A 15,823-nucleotide genomic window follows, 5' to 3' on the forward strand; every position below is an offset into this window, starting at 1 on the left:
TTTTAACAGAGGCCAATCTTTTTACTTTTTGAAATGAAGAAAAGCCAAAAGAAAAAGATTTTTTACATAGACATCTTAATCGTTTTTCAACAAATCTTAGCTTTTCGTCATCAAATGAAAAAAATAGTATAAATAATAAACTGTAAAATAAGCTAAACAAAGGCTATTTGCTATTTTTCTTCCTTATTTTCTCATGACCTTTTCCCTTTACTAAAAAGTAATCGTAATGCTTAAATTAAAGGCAATGACGGAGCCAACAAGAAAAACCGAAACGGGAATCAGAGCAAAAAAGCTGCATTCCATTCTATTCATAGCCCAGTCTTAGTTTTCCAAGGGAGCCATGAACTCGGGACCAATGGGGCGAGGAATGGTCTGAGCAAGAATGGTATCTATCTGATCAAGATCTTCCTTATTTAAGTGCCATCCGGTAGAGCCTAAAGCTTCTTTAATCTGGGTTGGTCGACGTGCGCCCCAAAGCACAATTGAAACTCCAGGTTGTCCGAGCGCCCAGCCTGCTGCAAACTGCGCTAACGATTTTCCATATTTGGCAGCAATGGGTTTGAGTTTTTCAACGGCTTGGAGATAACAACGAAAATTTTCTCCTTGAAATTTGGGATCATAGTTCCTTAGATCCCCTTCTGGAAATGTTGTATGGGGATGAAATTTCCCCGTGAGCAGTCCACGACAGAGAACTCCATAGGTCAGGGTGGCTATACCCTGCTGCAGGCAGTAGGGTAGTAGGTCTTTTTCAATCGCTCTTTCAAACAAATTGTAAGGAGGTTGGAGGGTATGAAGTGGTCCTCCCTTCCTAAAGAGTTCTACTTGGTTTGGAGAAAAATTACTCACCCCTATAGCACGAATTTTGCCTTCTTCTTTGAGTTTTAGAAGCGCATAAGCTGTTTCTTCAAAAGGCACTTGAGCATCGGGCCAGTGTACTTGATAGAGATCTATGACTGGCAAGCCAAGTCTAGATAGACTGGCTTCTATTTCCTGCCTGATCCGAGCCGGTGAAGAATTTCTTCTTATTTCACCTCGTTCATTCCATTCCAGGCCGAATTTGGTTGCAATCACAAAAGGGAAGGAATTTCCAACAAGTTTGAGGGCTTTGCCTACTATTTCTTCAGCTCTACCGAATCCATAAATGGGTGCAGTATCAATGAGATTTATTCCCCACTCGATTGCTTTGATTATCGTTTGTATAGCCTCTTTTTCGTCAGCTCCTCCCCACATCCATCCTCCCATAACCCATGTCCCTAGGCCTATTCGAGAAACTTTTTTATCAATGGGATCTAATTGTATGTATTCCATATTTTTTTTAAATTGCCTATAACGACTTTATCTTTTAAGTAAAATCTTTTTTGTAAGCTTGTCCAAGGGTTGCAGCCAATACTTGTGGTTATCGGGAAAGAGCCTTTGATAATTCCTTTTTGAGCAGGGTTATTTCATGATCAGATATATTTTTAGGAACAGTAAAAAGCGGGCCGACAAAAATCGTACATTGAGTAAAAGGGAAAGGAATTTGAAATCTATCCCAGCTTCTGAGTTCTATTTTCTTTTCCAACTGGTAACTTACAGGGATAATAGGGAATCCGGAAAGTCTGCTGAGATGAATGACCCCTTCTTGGAAAGTGTAACAAGGTCCTCTTGGTCCATCTGGGGTAACCGCTATATCATAGCCTTTTTTCTTTGCCGCTTGTATAGCTGTTTTGAACGCAGAAACTCCTTTTTTTGAAGAAGATCCGGCTGCAGGAATGAGGTTGAACTCGCCAAGGAGTCGGCTGAGAAATTTCCCATCGTTACTGCTGCTTACAAGAGCAATAAGTTTTCTTTTTGGAAAATGTTTTCTGTAAAGATAAGGCATGAGCAGTATGCGGTTGTGCCAAAAAGAGAAGATAAGAGGGGTAGATGGGGGTGAGTCGACTATGCCTATGGGGTCATGAAGATCGTAAGAAATCGTGCAAGCCCAGCTTCGAATAAAAGCACTTGCCACTGCAGGTGAAAAGCTGCCTCTCATCCATTTTCTTGTTTCTGTTATCAAAGAAGAGATGGAAGATATCGAAGCCATAAAAAAGAACTTAAAAAATATTTTCTTTTAAATTGAAAACCTATTTTTTTTACATTTTCTATAATCCATCATGGGCTCCCTTCAAAGAAGTTTTCCTCTTCTGTTGGTTTGGGTATCTTAATGAGCTTTACCCTTCTAATTTTTTGTGGGCTGACATCTTCAACGACGATTTGGAATCCATCGATTGAGAAGAGTTCGGCTTTTTTGGGTTGTCGTTTTATCTGTTCAAAACACCATTCCGAAACAGTTTGTGTGGTATCCGTGGGCAAAGGCCAATTTGTTTCATTAACAAGATCCCTTAGAGGAAGATCCCCATCGACTATGGCATAATCCTTGGACAGTTCGTATATGGGTCCTTTTTCGATGTCAAATTCATCGCGGATATCACCAACCAGTTCTTCGAGCACATCTTCAAAACTGACCAAGCCGATAACCTTTTCATTTTTGTCCTTTACAATAGCTAGGTGCGTCCTTGCTTTGCGAAATTTTTCGAGCATTACAGGCAGGGGTGTAGAGGGGGAGAAGATGAGAGCAGGCCTGATTATGGCAGAAAGCTTTGTCTGGTCTCCAAGGGCTATGTATTGCCATAAAAGCTCTTGAAGAAGGACCATGCCGACAAGATTGTCAATCGTCTTATCGCATACGGGGAATCGGCTGTATCCAGACCTTTGAGCGATCTTAAGGTTTTCTTGAATGGATTCGTTAAGCCAGAGGACAACGACTCTTTCCTTAGGGATCATGACTTGTTGAGCGGTTGTATTTTTCAGCCGTAACGCCTTGATCATAATGCTGTTGATCAGTTCATCGAAGGGATGAGCATGCGGTGAATGCATGATGATCTGCTGGAGTTCTTCCATTGAGATTCCTTGACCGAAACGGGTGGGAGACTTGGGAGGTTCAAAACCAAGAAGTCTGAGGGCTAAATTAGCAGAAATATTGAGGAGGGCTATTGCGGGGTAAAAAAGGAGAAATGTTAAGGAAAGGATTGGACTGGTGAAAAGAATGATTCTTCGAGCATATTGGAGGGCCAGAAATTTAGGGGCAAGTTCTCCAAGGGCAATGGAAAAAAATGTGATCAAACAGAGAGCAAAAAAATAGGAAAGGGAATTGACGGTCAGTTCATGGGATAAGCCGGTCCTTAAAAGAAGTTCTTTTATCCATCCGGCAACAGTAGGTTCTGCTATCCATCCTAACCCCAAGCTTGAAAGAGTAATACCGATTTGCGTAGCGGATAGAAAAAGAGGAGGATTTTGGACAATTTTTAAAGCCAGAGGCAGACGCCAATCCTTTGCTTTTAAGAGGGGTTTTAGTTCAGTTATTCTTACTTTTACAATGGCGAATTCGGCAGCAACAAAAAACCCATTAGCAAGAATAAGAAGAATAATAAGAACAGGCTTCCAACTTATTTCAAACCAATTGTGCATTACCAGAATAAAATTTTAATAAAAACTGGATTAAGAAGTTCTTTTTAAGAAGAGCAACGAGCAGGAATTCAGTTTTATTGTTCACTTCTATTTTCTATCTAACACAATTTAGGAATAAAAAGGGAGAAAATAAAAATTCCCATTTGAATGCCTTTTTATTGTTTTCAGAACAACATAAAGATATATTTTTTTTTGATTTGTGACCAAGCTCATATCTAGCGATAATATTTTTTTATATGCATAGGCGGGATGACCTGAGCATCAAAGATTAAATCCTCTATTCTTCCAAAAGCTTGGTTGAGAATGAACAGTGGTTTTGCTGAAGAAAAGTTGTACAGAGAAGCACTCCAATTTCTTGGACAAACAAGAAAGATGGGGATGAAACTGGGTTTGCAAAACATAGAGAGGCTTGCCCAGGAAATGGGTAATCCGCATAAAAATTTGAATTTTATTCATATTGCTGGAACTAATGGTAAAGGATCAACAGCCGCTTTTATAGCTTCAGCAATGAAAGCCAGCGGGATAAAAACAGGCCTTTATAGTTCTCCTCATCTTATTTCAATAAGGGAAAGAATACAGGTTAATGGAAAATCCATTACCAAGTTACAATTTAGTCGTTGGATATCGGAAATTCAAGAAAAGATTCAAAATATCAGGCTGAATCAAAAGGAATTTGCATGCACTTTTTTTGAAATCCTTACAATGGTTGCTATTCTTGAATTTTCAAGATGTAAAGTTGATTGGGTAATATGGGAAACAGGATTGGGGGGTCGATTGGATGCGACCAATTTCATTGTTCCAAGACTTTCTGTCATTACCAATATCGACTATGACCATACCCAATATCTTGGAGACTCCCTGGAGTTGATAGCCGCTGAAAAAGCGGGGATTATAAAAAAAGGGGTACCTGTGGTAGTGGGAAATTTGAGAGGGGAAGCCTTGGAAGTGATCCGAAATCATGCAGCCAAAAACGAGGCACCCTTGGTGGAAGTCTGCCAAACCGTTTCCATGAGGACCATCAAATTGGATTATAAAGAACATTGGGTCGAAATTTCGGGCTATCCCTTTTGTTTAGGATTAAGAGGATCTCATCAGCTTGAAAATGCGGCTTGTGCATTTGTCTGTTTGCAGCTTCTTTTTTCTGGAGATAACCATTTATCCTTACAAAATATTCAACAAGGCTTTAAGACAGTTTGCTGGCCAGGCCGATTCCATCTCCTTTGGGAAAATCCTTTGTGTATTATTGATGGTGCACATAACGAGGCTGCTATTGATCGACTTGTGGCCAGTTGGGAAAAGATTTTTGGTAATGAACCTTATCATTTAGTTTTTGGAGTACTCAGGGATAAGAACTTTGCCTTAATGTCGAATATCTTGAAAAAAAAAGCCAAAGCGGTAACATTAATCAAACCCCCCACTTCAAGAGGATTAGATCCCTTGGAACTTGTTCCTTTTTTTGATGATCTCAAAATTCAGATCTGTTCTTCTTGGCATGACTTTAAGTTGTCTTTGGGTAAGACTTCTTTGCCTATCTTGGTCACCGGTTCTCTTTATTTGATTGGTCATATTCTGGTTGAAGAATACGGAGAAGAAGAAGAATATAGATGGAATGAACTCCTTGATGGATAAACCTTGATGAGTTTCATTTTCAAACCCAGAGTTAAAAAGAAAAAGCCTGCACTGTTTTTTGATCTTGTGGGCACCCTGTTGGATGTAGCCCAACCTGTTGGGGAAGTCTATTCAAAAATGCTTAAGGAGTATGGAATAGATAGCGATCCTAGGCTACTGCAAAAAAATTTTATGGTCATTTTCGAGGCCATGAAAAAAAGACCCAATGGATCAATTCCCAAAAATGGAGAGGATAAAGCGTTTTGGTTTGAACTGGTCAGTTCGGTGTTAAAAGAAAGCCGAATACAGCCAAGTTCCTTCTCAGTTAGGTCTTATTTCGAGGAGCTTTATTTTTATTATTCTAAAAAAGAGGCATGGCGACCCTACCCGGAAGTCGTAAGTGCTCTTGAAAAAATGTCCTCTTCAGGTTTTTCTTTATTTGTTGCCTCCAACTGGGACAACCGCGCTAGGAAGGTCCTCTCAGAATGGGGAATGACCCAATTTTTTAAAGATATATTCTTGTCCGCCGAGTTGGGGATAGCAAAGCCTTCTGCATTGTTTTATAACATCCTTCTTTTAAAAACGAAGAGATATCTCGATTCTTTCTTTTTCATAGAAGATGATCCCCAGATGAAACCTCCTTTTGACCTTGGCAATTATGTTTATGTTTTGAAAAGACCGGAAAAGAATCTTTTTGATTTTTTTTATGAAATTTCAAAAAATTTAATTGATTAATTTTTTTTCTTAATCAATAAGTTTTTAAAAAAAATTATTATAAAATTCGATGACACAACCTCCTCGTTCATATTCTACGATCGGTTTGAAAATATTGATGGGATCAAGTGGGCTTATTTTATTTCTTTTTCTTATAGTGCATATGTTGGGCAACTGGCAGGTCTTTCTTCCCCCTTATTATATGAATACGTATGCCTATTTTTTAAAATCGAAACCGGCTGTCCTCTGGTCCATTCGACTGTTTCTTCTTATGGCTCTGGTTGTTCATGTCATTAGCGCTATCAGATTATGGAAAATCAACCGTCAAGCTAGACCTCAGCCTTATGCTCTGTTACTACCCAATCAAGCAAGTTTTGAGTCTCGAACAATGATTTTTTCTGGACTTGTTATACTGTCTTTTATTTTGTTTCATCTTTACCATTTTACCTTTAAAGCCCCTCCATTTGGGTATTTTAAAAATTTTCTTTATCAATTTGAAAAATCGCAAGTATCGATTCCTGATGTTCGGGCGATGGTTATTGCCGGCTTTCAGAATCCTTGGGTTACTCTCTTTTATATTTTGTCTTTAACGATCTTGTATTTTCATCTAAGGCATGCCCTAGAAAGCTTTCTTAATTCTCTGGGTTTTGTGAACAGCAAATCTTTGCCATGGGAAAGAATCGTTGCCCATGCATTTGCTTTGGTTGTATATGGGGGGTTTCTTATAGTTCCTTTAGCTGTTTTTTTAAGATTGGTTCATTAAATGGTGATTTATTCAAATGCCAAACGCAGATGTTGATAACAAGGGGATAACCCTACCGGATGCAAGGATTCCTTCAGGTCCTTTGAGTGGGAAATGGCAGAAACTCAAGGATAACGTTGCTCTCGTTTCTCCACAAAATCGACCAAAATTCAAGGTTATTGTAGTAGGAACCGGTCTTGCGGGTTCCTCTGCTGCTTCCTCCTTGGGTGAGATGGGATATAATGTAGAAGTTTTCTGTATCCAAGATAGTCCAAGACGAGCCCATAGCGTAGCGGCACAAGGAGGAATAAATGCGGCAAAAAATTATCGTAACGATTGTGATAGCGTTTACAGACTTTTTTATGAAACCATAAAAGGTGGAGATTTTAGGGCTAGAGAAGCAAATGTGTATAGGCTTGCAGAGATTAGTGCAAAAATCATCGATCATTGCGTGGCTTTAGGTGTTCCTTTTGCCCGGGAATATGGGGGAATGTTGGCCAACAGATCATTTGGAGGAGTCCAGGTTTCACGAACTTTCTATGCAAGAGGAGCTACGGGCCAACAGTTGCTTCTTGCCGCTTATAGTTCTCTTAACAGGCAAGTTGCGCTCGGTACGGTCTCAATCCATCCTCGGATGGAAATACTAGACATTGTGATCATCGATGGCCATGCAAAAGGAGTTATTGCCAGGGATCTTGTATCTGGGAGGATAACTGCTCATAGTGCTGATGCTGTTGTTTTGGCCACAGGCGGATATGGGAATATCTATTATTTGTCGACAAATGGTCGCGGTTCGAATGCAACCGCTATTTGGCGAGCTTATAAAAGAGGTGCTGCTTTTGCCAACCCCTGTTTTACTCAAATCCATCCGACATGTATTCCTATCTCTGGAGATTACCAGTCGAAGTTGACATTGATGTCGGAGTCTCTTCGCAATGATGGCCGAATCTGGGTTCCTGCTCGCAAAGGAGAACAAAGATCCCCCTCCAACATTCCAGAGTCTGATCGAGATTATTTCCTCGAAAGACTTTATCCTGCTTATGGCAATCTTGTTCCTCGAGACATTGCTTCAAGGGCAATCAAGAGGATTTGCGACGAGGGTTACGGTGTTGGTCCAGGAGGGCTGGGGGTATATCTTGATTTTTCGGATACAATTAGAAAAAAGGGTGTCGACTATCTTAAGGAACGTTATGGCAATCTCTTTGATATATACAAAGAAATAACTGGCGAGAATGCTTATGTTTCTCCCATGAGAATATATCCAGCGGTTCATTATGTAATGGGGGGGTTATGGGTGGATTATCACTTGATGTCCACCATTCCTGGGTTGTTTGTCATTGGAGAAGCAAATTTTTCTGATCATGGGGCGAATAGACTTGGGGCTAGTGCCTTGATGCAAGGTCTTGCAGATGGTTTCTTTATATTGCCTAATACGATTTGTGACTATCTTGCCAAAGTTGGACCTCGAAAGATATCCACAGAGCGGACTGAATTCAGTTCCTTGGAAAGAGAACTGATAGAAAAAAACAAGAGACTTTTAGAAAACAAAGGCAAAAAAACAGTCAGTCAATTCCATAAGGAGTTAGGGAAAATTCTTTGGGATCATTGTGGGATGATGAGAAATGGTCCAGGGCTTAAAGAAGCGTTTACACAGATTTTAGAACTAAAAGAGCGGTTTATGAAAGAGGTTATGGTGGGAGGAGAACCAGAAGGACTGAATCAATCCTTAGAGTATGCTTTGAGGGTAGCTGATTATTTTGAACTGGCTGAGCTTATGTGCAGGGATGCTTTAAATAGGGAGGAGTCTTGTGGGTGTCATTTCCGGGAAGAATACCAGACTCCTGAAGGGGAGGGAATGCGTAATGACAAAGATTATGGCTATGTTGCTTTGTGGTTTCATGGAGGAAAAGAAGGAAATCCCATTTTAGTTAAAGAACCCCTAGTTTACGAAGAAATTCAATTTAGCACTCGCAGTTATAAATGAAAGTAAGACTGAAGATATGGCGTCAACCCTTTCAAAATAATAAAGAAGGGGGCTTTGCTTTTTATACTCTTGAAGAAGTTAACCCCAACATGTCTTTTCTCGAAATGCTCGATCAGTTGAATAATACCCTTATACTTAAAGGTGACGAACCCATAGCATTTGATTCAGATTGTAGAGAAGGGATTTGTGGGAGCTGCTCACTGATGATCAATGGGAAACCTCATGGACCGGGATATGGTATCACTACATGCCAACTTTACATGAGGCGATTCAAAGACAACGAAGAGATTATTGTTGAGCCCTTTAGAAGCCGAGCTTTCCCCGTTATCAAGGATCTGATTGTGGATCGCTCCGCTTTCGATAGAATCATGCAGGCTGGAGGATATATTTCTGTTTCTACTGGACAAGCTCCCGAGGCAAATACTATCCCTATCCCGCATCATGTCGCGGAAAAAGCTTTTGATGCCGCCCATTGTATAGGTTGTGGAGCATGTGTTGCCGTATGTAAAAATGGCTCAGCTTCTCTTTTTGTTGGGGCTAAAATAACCCATCTTTCTTTGTTGCCACAAGGTCAAGCAGAAAGAAGAAGAAGGATTCTCCAGATGGTTGAACAGGCTGATAAAGAGGGATTTGGAGCTTGTAGTTTTACAAGAGCTTGCGAGGCTGTCTGTCCCAAATCGATTTCTGTAGAAGTCATCTCTAAAATGCATCGTGAATACTTGATCAGTACTTTAATAAAGAGATTGGGTTGGATTTATTGATTGTTTTTATAAAAATGGGAATTTTTATTATTTTCTTTTTTGAAAAGGGAGAAAGTAAAAGAGGAACTCCCAAGAAAGTTGTCTTTTTTTGTCCATAAAGAATAGAAATAAGCAGCCAGTATCTGTTGAAAAAGGTTGTAGAGAATGATAGGTAAAAAGATATCGGGTTGGCTACTAAATACGATGTTTCCGACAACAAGTCCCATTCCATTGTTATTCATTCCCAAGGTATAGGTCATCGTGCGTTTTACTGGTTCCCCAAAGCCAACTATTTTCGATATCCCTAAGCCTGAAATAAATCTCAAAAGACATACAAGAAATGTAACTATGGCAATAAGGAGGAAAAAATCCATGTCAGGTTTATGGACGGCGGTTGGGAGTGAAGTGGTTGCATTGGAATAAATTAAAATGAGCAAGTTGATTTCATTGATGTGTTTGATCAAAGGAAAGAATTTTTTGTAGCGATAATCTCCAGCGACTAGTCTTGCCAGTACTCCCAAACAAGAGGGAAGAACGATATTTAAAACAAGAAATTGGCTATTGAGTTGGGAGTCAAGGTTACTAAAGAGAGTCTCTACCGATTTTCCAGCAATAAACGTGCAAAAATGAATGATCAGTGGAGTCAACAGTGGACTTAAAAGAGTCGAGAAGATAACCATTCCAAGACATAAAGAAAGGTTGGCATTGGAGTTTTGTACCCAAGCTAGAGTAGAGCCAGCAATAGGCATGGCTATAATCAACACAAGTCCTGTATAGAGGTTGTATCTTTCTATTGGATTGTGCCATGGCAAGGAAAAAAGCCAATACAGAGAGACCAAGCTTAAAGGAAGGATAAAATTAACAAGAATTCCTAAGATTAAGGGAAAAGGTTTGAAGAACTGTTCTTTCAGCTCGCTCAATTTTACTCCAAATCCTCCATTGAAAAGGAGTATGAAGAGTTGCAATAGCGGAAAATTTAGCGGCTCCTTAATACCTACAAAATCCAATTGCATAAAGCTGATGTTTCTTAAGAAAAGACCGATTTGTGGAAATAGTGCAGCTAGCAGGTAAGAAAGAATCAGACAGAAAAAAAATCTTTTGTGTATCCAGTCAAAAATTTTGCTTAGACCCATGACCAATAACCATTATTTTGAAGTATAATCGTTAAGTTTGGGGAAAGGTTTCTTTTAATTGGTCATAAAAAGGGTCATTAGCTGAACCTTCCGGTTATATAATCTTCTGTTGGCTTGTGACGGGGATTGGTAAAAAGTTTTTTTGTAGAATCCATTTCGATTAATTTTCCATCTAAAAAGAAAGCCGTAAAGTCAGAAGTTTTCCCCGCTTCTTGAAGGTTATGGGTGACCAGAATGATGGTATAATTTTTTTTAAGACTGACAATGAGCTCTTCGATCTGCCCTGTAGCTATGGGGTCAAGAGCAGAACAGGGTTCATCCATGAGCAATACTTCAGGCTGAACAGCGATAGCTCGTGCTATACATAATCGCTGCTGTTGACCTCCTGACAAGCTGGTTCCTGGAGCATCCAGTCTATCCTTGACTTCATCCCATAGGGCGGCCATCCTAAGAGATTGTTCGAGTCTTTCTTCTAGAAAAGCTCTGTTGCGTATTCCTGCAAGTTTTAATCCGATTAGAACATTTTCCTCTATGGACATTGTAGGGAAAGGGGTTGATTTTTGGAAAACCATGCCAACTCTTCTTCTGATCAAGGTAGGATCGACATCAGCTGAATAGATTTCCTTGCCCATGAGTTTAACCGATCCTTCGACTTTTACACCAGGGTTTAGTTCATGCATGCGGTTTAAACAACGTAAAAAGGTCGATTTTCCGCAACCGCTTGGTCCAATAATGGCCAGAACCTGATGCAGAGCAATATTCATGGAGATGTGAAAAAGAGACTGTTTTTTACCAAACCAGACATTTAAGTCATGGATTTCAAAAGCGAACGGTCCACCGGGATTGGGATCAGAGTTAGAAAAAGAAAAAGGATAGGAAAAAAAACTCTTGGTTGTCATGGTTAAGTGGTTTTTCTTAAAAGAACACGGAGAGAAAAATGGAGCAAGAATATCAATGAAAGAAGTATGAGAGCACTTGCCCAGGCTTCTTTATGCCATTGTTCATAGGGAGAAATGGCGTATTCGAATATGAGTAAGGGAAGTGCAGATACCGGTTCGTTAAGCCTGAAGGTCCAGTATTGGTTACCAAAGGCGGTAAAGAGCAATGGGGCGGTTTCTCCTGCAATTCGGGCAAGTGCGACAAGAATCCCAGATAAAATTCCCTGTTTTGCAGTTTCAAGCATGATGTAGCAGATGACTTTCCATTTTCTTATCCCCAAGGCTAAAGCAGCATCCCGAAGCTCCTTGGGAACAAGGAGGAGTGCATCTTCTGTTGTCCTACAGACTATAGGAACAAATATTAGACTTAAGGCGACTGCTGCGGCTATCGCTGAAAATCCGTGCATGGGAATAACGATCCAACTGTAAACTATTATTCCAATAACGATCGAAGGTGTACTGTTAAAAAAATCTGCAGAGAATCGAACAATTTTTTTTAGGGTATCATTCCCATATTCGCAGATAAAAATTCCGCTCAGAATCCCAATCGGAGTGCCTATAAAAAAAGTCAGTCCCATGAGAATCAGTGTTCCAATGATGGCATTAGCTATCCCTCCATCTTTTTCTCCAATTGGTTTAGGGAGCTGAGTGAAGAAATCAAAGTCAAGAGAAGAGGCTCCAGATTTAAAGAGAAAAACAAGAATGAAAAGAAAAGGAACGATAACGCATAAAGCTGAAAAAACGCAAAACAACTTAACGAAAATATCTTTGAGTTTTCTTAATAGATAAAATGTGTTCATGATAAAGAAGAGGTTGTATTCATTCTTTCTTTGCCCAGCAGCTTCGTTAAATCGAGTGGTTCTATTCCATGAATGAGAATTTGGGCTAGAATATTTACGACGATTGTTATTGCTCCAAGAATCAAGGCTATTTCGTAAAGTGCACTCAAATGGAGTTTAGATATTGATTCAGCAAATTCATTAGCGAGTACACTGGATAAGGTATAGGCTGGAGAAAACAAGGAAAGAGAAATTTCAGGTTTGTTCCCGATAACCATCGTTACGGCCATCGCTTCACCTATCGCCCTTCCAAGACCAAGGATAGCGGCTCCTAAAAGACCCCTTTTGATGAAAGGCAATATACCGATTCGAATTGATTCCCATTGAGTCGATCCCAGTGCGAATACCGCTTCCTTATATACAGGGGAGATCGATTTAATCATTTCTATAGCCATTGAGATCATTATGGGCAGAATCATAATCGTAATGATAAGACAACCCGATAGCATACTGACGCCATAAAAATCTCCCTGAAAGAGAGGCAAAAATCCTAAATTTCTTTTAAGAAAAGGGACGATGTATTTTTGCAACAAGGGAATAAGTTCAAAAATGGCCCATAGTCCCCAGATCACGCTGGGAACAGCAGACATGATCTGTATAAGCATGATGAGGGGTTTTTGAATCCATTGAGGAGAAAATTCAGTGAGAAAAAGAGCTGTTCCCAACCCTAGAAAAGAGGCAAGGATTAAAGAAAAACCAGCTGACATGGCTGTTCCATAAAGAAATGGCAAAGCTCCAAAGTAGCCTGAAACAGGATTCCAGTCATGATTAAATAAAAAATAGAGGCCGAACTTTGTAACGGTTGGAAGACAATTAATAAATAATTTTTGGGCTGCGAAGACAAGCAGGAAAGGAAGAGAAAAAGCGCAGAGATAAACTAAAATAACAAAAAAATAGTCCTGTAATTGCTGTTTTAATTTTCTCATGCAATTTTAAGAATGTTGCTTTTTTAGATTGGGCATCGAAAAGTTAAATTTCCTCCTGTTTTCATCTTTATTTATTTTTAATAGGCTATTGGGCAGAAGTCATTTTTTTTATTCCGATGAAAATTCACAACTCTCCATTTCCAAAAAAGATCTGAAAGGGGACTTTTCCCTGTTAATGATTCAAGAACGGTTAAAACTTTCTGTCTGAGAGGTTGGGGGAGAGGAGAATAATCTAAGGGAAGTGCATAAGCTTGTCCCTCAGTTAAGGCCCAAGACAAGAATTGGCAGAGATAATCGATTGTGAGCCTGTGCGGGGTGTGACTATTCAATAGTATCCATGTTAGCCCTGCAATGGGATATGCTCCGGGCTGAGAAGAATCCGTTAACGAAATGCGCAAATCATCGCTATCGAAAACTGCAGGAAATGATTGAACGACGCTTCTAATCGAAGGTAACACGTATTGGCCGCAGCGGTTTTTTATGGCAGCCATGGGGAAGTTATTTTGAACTGCATAAGCCAGTTCAAGATAACCGATAGATCCTTGAATCGTTTTGATTGCAGCGGCAACTCCGGCATTTCCTTTAGCTCCTATACCCATCGGCCATTGAACAGCGGTACCCTTCCCGGTATTTTTAGCCCAGCTTGGGCTGATCTTGGAGAGATACTCAGTAAAAATGTAGGTTGTTCCACTTCCATCGGATCTATGGATAATCACAATAGGAAGATTGGGTAGTGGGGATTGAGGATTTAATGCTGCGATCCGAGCATCGTTCCACCGGGAAATATTTCCTAGAAAAATGTCTCCAATAGTATCCTTGTCTAAATAAAGCGTGGTGATTTTAGGCAAATTAAAAGCGATGACTACAGCACCGGCTACGGTAGGAATATGGATTATTCTGTTTTGTTTGCCAGAAATCAAGATATCGGGGATAGGGCTATCGGAACCGGCAAAATCAATTGTTTGATTCAGTAATTGCTGTATGCCTCCACCCGAACCGATAGGTTGGTAATTGAAATGAATGGAGGGCTTAATTTTTGCATATTCGAAAAACCATTTCGAATAGAGAGGATAAGGAAAACTGCCCCCAGCACCGTTGAGTGTCAGATAATCATTGCTATGGGAGCTGACCAGTCCATTCATAAACAGCAAATAGGGAAGAATTAAAATTCCAAGAAAGATAGAAAGTTTTTGAAAAAAAGGCATCTTATTTATCCACTTTTGTGGATTTATTTGTTTTGTCTAATTACCTAGAAATAGTTTAGAACCATCGATAGCTATGAAATGCATTTATTATGACAATGTTTTCTTTGAAATCCAAATAAAAATTAGGATCGTCTTTGGGTTCAATGGATAACCCAAAAGGCTTGTTCTGTGGAGCTGTTCAAGTTTTTTAAATTTATTGGAAATAAGAATAGTCAATCGCTACGTGAATATGTAAAAGAAAAAAGTAAGGACAAAAGGGAATGTAAAAAAGTTTATCTATGATTAAGGAAAACAAGAAGGAAGATCTGTTGTTAGAAAAAAAAAGCCTATTGATTGTTGTAGAAGCAGATCCAGAAAAAAGCCCTCGTTTTGCCGAAGCTTTGAGAGTTGCAGCAGGATTAAGCATGCATCCCCGTTTGTCAGTGAACCTTGTTTTAAAAGCGGATATTTTAAACGATTTAAATGAAGGAAGGTCAGCTTTATGGGTGGATTCAGATATTATTGAGTCGTCTTGGATGGATTTAAAGGAAAATGGATGTCGTATTTTTTCGGCATCCCCTCAAGATGAACGGTTCGATTGTCTCATTCAGTTTGATTGTTAATATGCCTATGGAAATCGAAAATTATATTTTTCAGCAGCAGCAGGTAGTAGAATCAGCTCTTAGAAAATTTGTTACCGAGAAGTCAAAAAAGCCTCGCATTCTTCACGAAGCCATTGATTATTGCTTATTTTCCGGAGGAAAGAGATTAAGGCCCATTCTTTGTTTGGCCGGAGCACATACAGTCTGTCTAAAAAGTGATTGTGCACTTCCCCTGGCTTGTGCCGTTGAATGTATCCATACCTATTCTTTGGTCCATGATGATCTGCCCAGTATGGATAACGATGATTTCAGAAGGGGAAAACCCTCTCTTCATAAAATTTATGGCGAAGCGCTGGCTATTCTTACAGGCGATGCTTTGCTTGCCCTTGCCTTTGAAATAGCCAGTTTATGTTCTCCGGTAGGAAAGAATTATCCCGTTTCTCAAATGATCTGGGAGTTAGCAAGAACCGCTGGGAGCCGAGCATTAGTTGGAGGCCAAGCTGCTGACTTAGAAGCAGAAGGCAAAGAAATTGGATTAAATCAACTTCGATACATCCATTGCAGAAAAACTGCTGCATTAATTACTACTTCTTTGCGTTTAGGTGCAATGGCTGCAGATGCCGACAAGAAAACTTTGAACCTCATCACTCGATATGGGAGATCTTTAGGGCTCGCTTTCCAGATTATCGACGATATTCTTGATGTTACCCAAACGACCGAGGTCTTGGGGAAAAGTGCAGGAAAGGATCAAAAGGCTCAGAAAGCAACATATCCAAGAATAATGGGACTTGAATATTCCAAAAAAGCTGCAGAATTTTATACCCAAAAAGCCCTTTGCTATGCTTCTATGCTTGGGGAGAAAGGGAAACTGCTCTCTGATCTTGCTAACTTTTTGCTGACAAGGAAAAAATAAAATTTTATTCA

15 protein-coding genes are annotated in these 15,823 nt (G+C 39.8%); 7 read left to right on the forward strand and 8 right to left on the reverse strand.

Annotation, left to right across the window (positions count from 1 at the left end; translation table 11 throughout):
• Positions 1 to 321: 321 nt before the first annotated feature.
• From IT6_RS07940 to IT6_RS07950, 3 genes are all read right to left on the reverse strand, one after another.
• Positions 322 to 1,308: an aldo/keto reductase gene (locus IT6_RS07940; protein WP_206825951.1), complete on the reverse strand. Its 987-nt coding sequence runs from the start codon at positions 1,306 to 1,308 to the stop codon at positions 322 to 324.
• Positions 1,309 to 1,396: 88 nt separating this feature from the next.
• On the reverse strand, positions 1,397 to 2,065 hold the full coding sequence (locus IT6_RS07945) for a lysophospholipid acyltransferase family protein (RefSeq protein WP_206825953.1): 669 nt from the start codon (positions 2,063 to 2,065) through the stop codon (positions 1,397 to 1,399).
• Positions 2,066 to 2,133: 68 nt separating this feature from the next.
• The gene (locus IT6_RS07950) at positions 2,134 to 3,489 is read right to left on the reverse strand and encodes a hemolysin family protein (RefSeq protein ID WP_206825955.1); all 1,356 of its coding nucleotides are present in this window, start codon (positions 3,487 to 3,489) and stop codon (positions 2,134 to 2,136) included.
• A 303-nt stretch (positions 3,490 to 3,792) separates the two neighbouring features.
• On the opposite strand from IT6_RS07950, the gene IT6_RS07955 reads away from it, so the two are divergent.
• From IT6_RS07955 to IT6_RS07975, 5 genes are read left to right on the forward strand one after another with little or no spacing between them, the layout of a single operon-like run.
• Positions 3,793 to 5,118: a bifunctional folylpolyglutamate synthase/dihydrofolate synthase gene (locus IT6_RS07955; protein WP_134439565.1), complete on the forward strand. Its 1,326-nt coding sequence runs from the start codon at positions 3,793 to 3,795 to the stop codon at positions 5,116 to 5,118.
• Between the two features lie 6 nt (positions 5,119 to 5,124).
• Positions 5,125 to 5,832 (forward strand): HAD hydrolase-like protein, encoded by a 708-nt coding sequence (locus IT6_RS07960; RefSeq protein ID WP_206825957.1) that lies wholly within the window; start codon positions 5,125 to 5,127, stop codon positions 5,830 to 5,832.
• A 49-nt stretch (positions 5,833 to 5,881) separates the two neighbouring features.
• Positions 5,882 to 6,574: a succinate dehydrogenase cytochrome b subunit gene (locus tag IT6_RS07965; RefSeq protein WP_206825959.1), complete on the forward strand. Its 693-nt coding sequence runs from the start codon at positions 5,882 to 5,884 to the stop codon at positions 6,572 to 6,574.
• 16 nt (positions 6,575 to 6,590) lie between these two features.
• Positions 6,591 to 8,537: a fumarate reductase/succinate dehydrogenase flavoprotein subunit gene (locus IT6_RS07970; RefSeq protein WP_206825961.1), complete on the forward strand. Its 1,947-nt coding sequence runs from the start codon at positions 6,591 to 6,593 to the stop codon at positions 8,535 to 8,537.
• Positions 8,534 to 9,298 carry a succinate dehydrogenase/fumarate reductase iron-sulfur subunit gene (locus tag IT6_RS07975; RefSeq protein ID WP_134439569.1) on the forward strand — a complete coding sequence of 255 codons (765 nt, stop codon included), beginning with the start codon at positions 8,534 to 8,536 and terminating at the stop codon, positions 9,296 to 9,298. The genes IT6_RS07970 and IT6_RS07975 overlap by 4 nt, the downstream gene beginning before the upstream one ends.
• Here IT6_RS07975 and IT6_RS07980 read toward each other — a convergent pair.
• The 5 genes from IT6_RS07980 to pstS all read right to left on the reverse strand — a co-directional run bounded on the left by IT6_RS07980 (position 9,292) and on the right by pstS (position 14,318).
• Positions 9,292 to 10,410: a bile acid:sodium symporter family protein gene (locus tag IT6_RS07980; RefSeq protein ID WP_206825962.1), complete on the reverse strand. Its 1,119-nt coding sequence runs from the start codon at positions 10,408 to 10,410 to the stop codon at positions 9,292 to 9,294. The genes IT6_RS07975 and IT6_RS07980 overlap by 7 nt on opposite strands.
• Before the next feature lie 77 nt (positions 10,411 to 10,487).
• Positions 10,488 to 11,309: a phosphate ABC transporter ATP-binding protein PstB gene (gene pstB, locus IT6_RS07985; RefSeq protein WP_242524164.1), complete on the reverse strand. Its 822-nt coding sequence runs from the start codon at positions 11,307 to 11,309 to the stop codon at positions 10,488 to 10,490.
• Between the two features lie 2 nt (positions 11,310 to 11,311).
• Complete coding sequence (gene pstA, locus IT6_RS07990; protein ID WP_134439571.1) at positions 11,312 to 12,148, reverse strand: phosphate ABC transporter permease PstA; 837 nt, start codon at positions 12,146 to 12,148, stop codon at positions 11,312 to 11,314.
• Entirely contained in the window at positions 12,145 to 13,113 is a 969-nt protein-coding gene (gene pstC, locus IT6_RS07995; protein WP_206825963.1) for a phosphate ABC transporter permease subunit PstC, read from the reverse strand. Before pstC ends, pstA begins: the two co-directional genes overlap by 4 nt.
• Before the next feature lie 77 nt (positions 13,114 to 13,190).
• The gene (pstS, locus tag IT6_RS08000; protein WP_206825964.1) at positions 13,191 to 14,318 is read right to left on the reverse strand and encodes a phosphate ABC transporter substrate-binding protein PstS; all 1,128 of its coding nucleotides are present in this window, start codon (positions 14,316 to 14,318) and stop codon (positions 13,191 to 13,193) included.
• Between the two features lie 278 nt (positions 14,319 to 14,596).
• On the opposite strand from pstS, the gene IT6_RS08005 reads away from it, so the two are divergent.
• Together IT6_RS08005 and IT6_RS08010 are read left to right on the forward strand one after the other, a co-directional pair.
• Entirely contained in the window at positions 14,597 to 14,920 is a 324-nt protein-coding gene (locus IT6_RS08005) for a hypothetical protein (protein ID WP_206825966.1), read from the forward strand.
• The gene (locus IT6_RS08010) at positions 14,883 to 15,812 is read left to right on the forward strand and encodes a polyprenyl synthetase family protein (protein ID WP_242524165.1); all 930 of its coding nucleotides are present in this window, start codon (positions 14,883 to 14,885) and stop codon (positions 15,810 to 15,812) included. Before IT6_RS08005 ends, IT6_RS08010 begins: the two co-directional genes overlap by 38 nt.
• The last annotated feature ends 11 nt before the right edge of the window (positions 15,813 to 15,823 follow it).

This window comes from Methylacidiphilum caldifontis (assembly GCF_017310505.1).
Taxonomy (GTDB): domain Bacteria; phylum Verrucomicrobiota; class Verrucomicrobiia; order Methylacidiphilales; family Methylacidiphilaceae; genus Methylacidiphilum; species Methylacidiphilum caldifontis.

Coding starts and splice junctions, on each gene's coding strand:
- IT6_RS07940 (WP_206825951.1), bottom strand. CDS start 1,308: ATGGAATACATACAATTAGATCCCATTGATAAAAAAGTTTCTCGAATA.
- IT6_RS07945 (WP_206825953.1), bottom strand. CDS start 2,065: ATGGCTTCGATATCTTCCATCTCTTCTTTGATAACAGAAACAAGAAAA.
- IT6_RS07950 (WP_206825955.1), bottom strand. CDS start 3,489: ATGCACAATTGGTTTGAAATAAGTTGGAAGCCTGTTCTTATTATTCTT.
- IT6_RS07955 (WP_134439565.1), top strand. CDS start 3,793: ATGAACAGTGGTTTTGCTGAAGAAAAGTTGTACAGAGAAGCACTCCAA.
- IT6_RS07960 (WP_206825957.1), top strand. CDS start 5,125: ATGAGTTTCATTTTCAAACCCAGAGTTAAAAAGAAAAAGCCTGCACTG.
- IT6_RS07965 (WP_206825959.1), top strand. CDS start 5,882: ATGACACAACCTCCTCGTTCATATTCTACGATCGGTTTGAAAATATTG.
- IT6_RS07970 (WP_206825961.1), top strand. CDS start 6,591: ATGCCAAACGCAGATGTTGATAACAAGGGGATAACCCTACCGGATGCA.
- IT6_RS07975 (WP_134439569.1), top strand. CDS start 8,534: ATGAAAGTAAGACTGAAGATATGGCGTCAACCCTTTCAAAATAATAAA.
- IT6_RS07980 (WP_206825962.1), bottom strand. CDS start 10,410: ATGGGTCTAAGCAAAATTTTTGACTGGATACACAAAAGATTTTTTTTC.
- pstB (WP_242524164.1), bottom strand. CDS start 11,309: ATGACAACCAAGAGTTTTTTTTCCTATCCTTTTTCTTTTTCTAACTCT.
- pstA (WP_134439571.1), bottom strand. CDS start 12,148: ATGAACACATTTTATCTATTAAGAAAACTCAAAGATATTTTCGTTAAG.
- pstC (WP_206825963.1), bottom strand. CDS start 13,113: ATGAGAAAATTAAAACAGCAATTACAGGACTATTTTTTTGTTATTTTA.
- pstS (WP_206825964.1), bottom strand. CDS start 14,318: ATGCCTTTTTTTCAAAAACTTTCTATCTTTCTTGGAATTTTAATTCTT.
- IT6_RS08005 (WP_206825966.1), top strand. CDS start 14,597: ATGATTAAGGAAAACAAGAAGGAAGATCTGTTGTTAGAAAAAAAAAGC.
- IT6_RS08010 (WP_242524165.1), top strand. CDS start 14,883: ATGAACGGTTCGATTGTCTCATTCAGTTTGATTGTTAATATGCCTATG.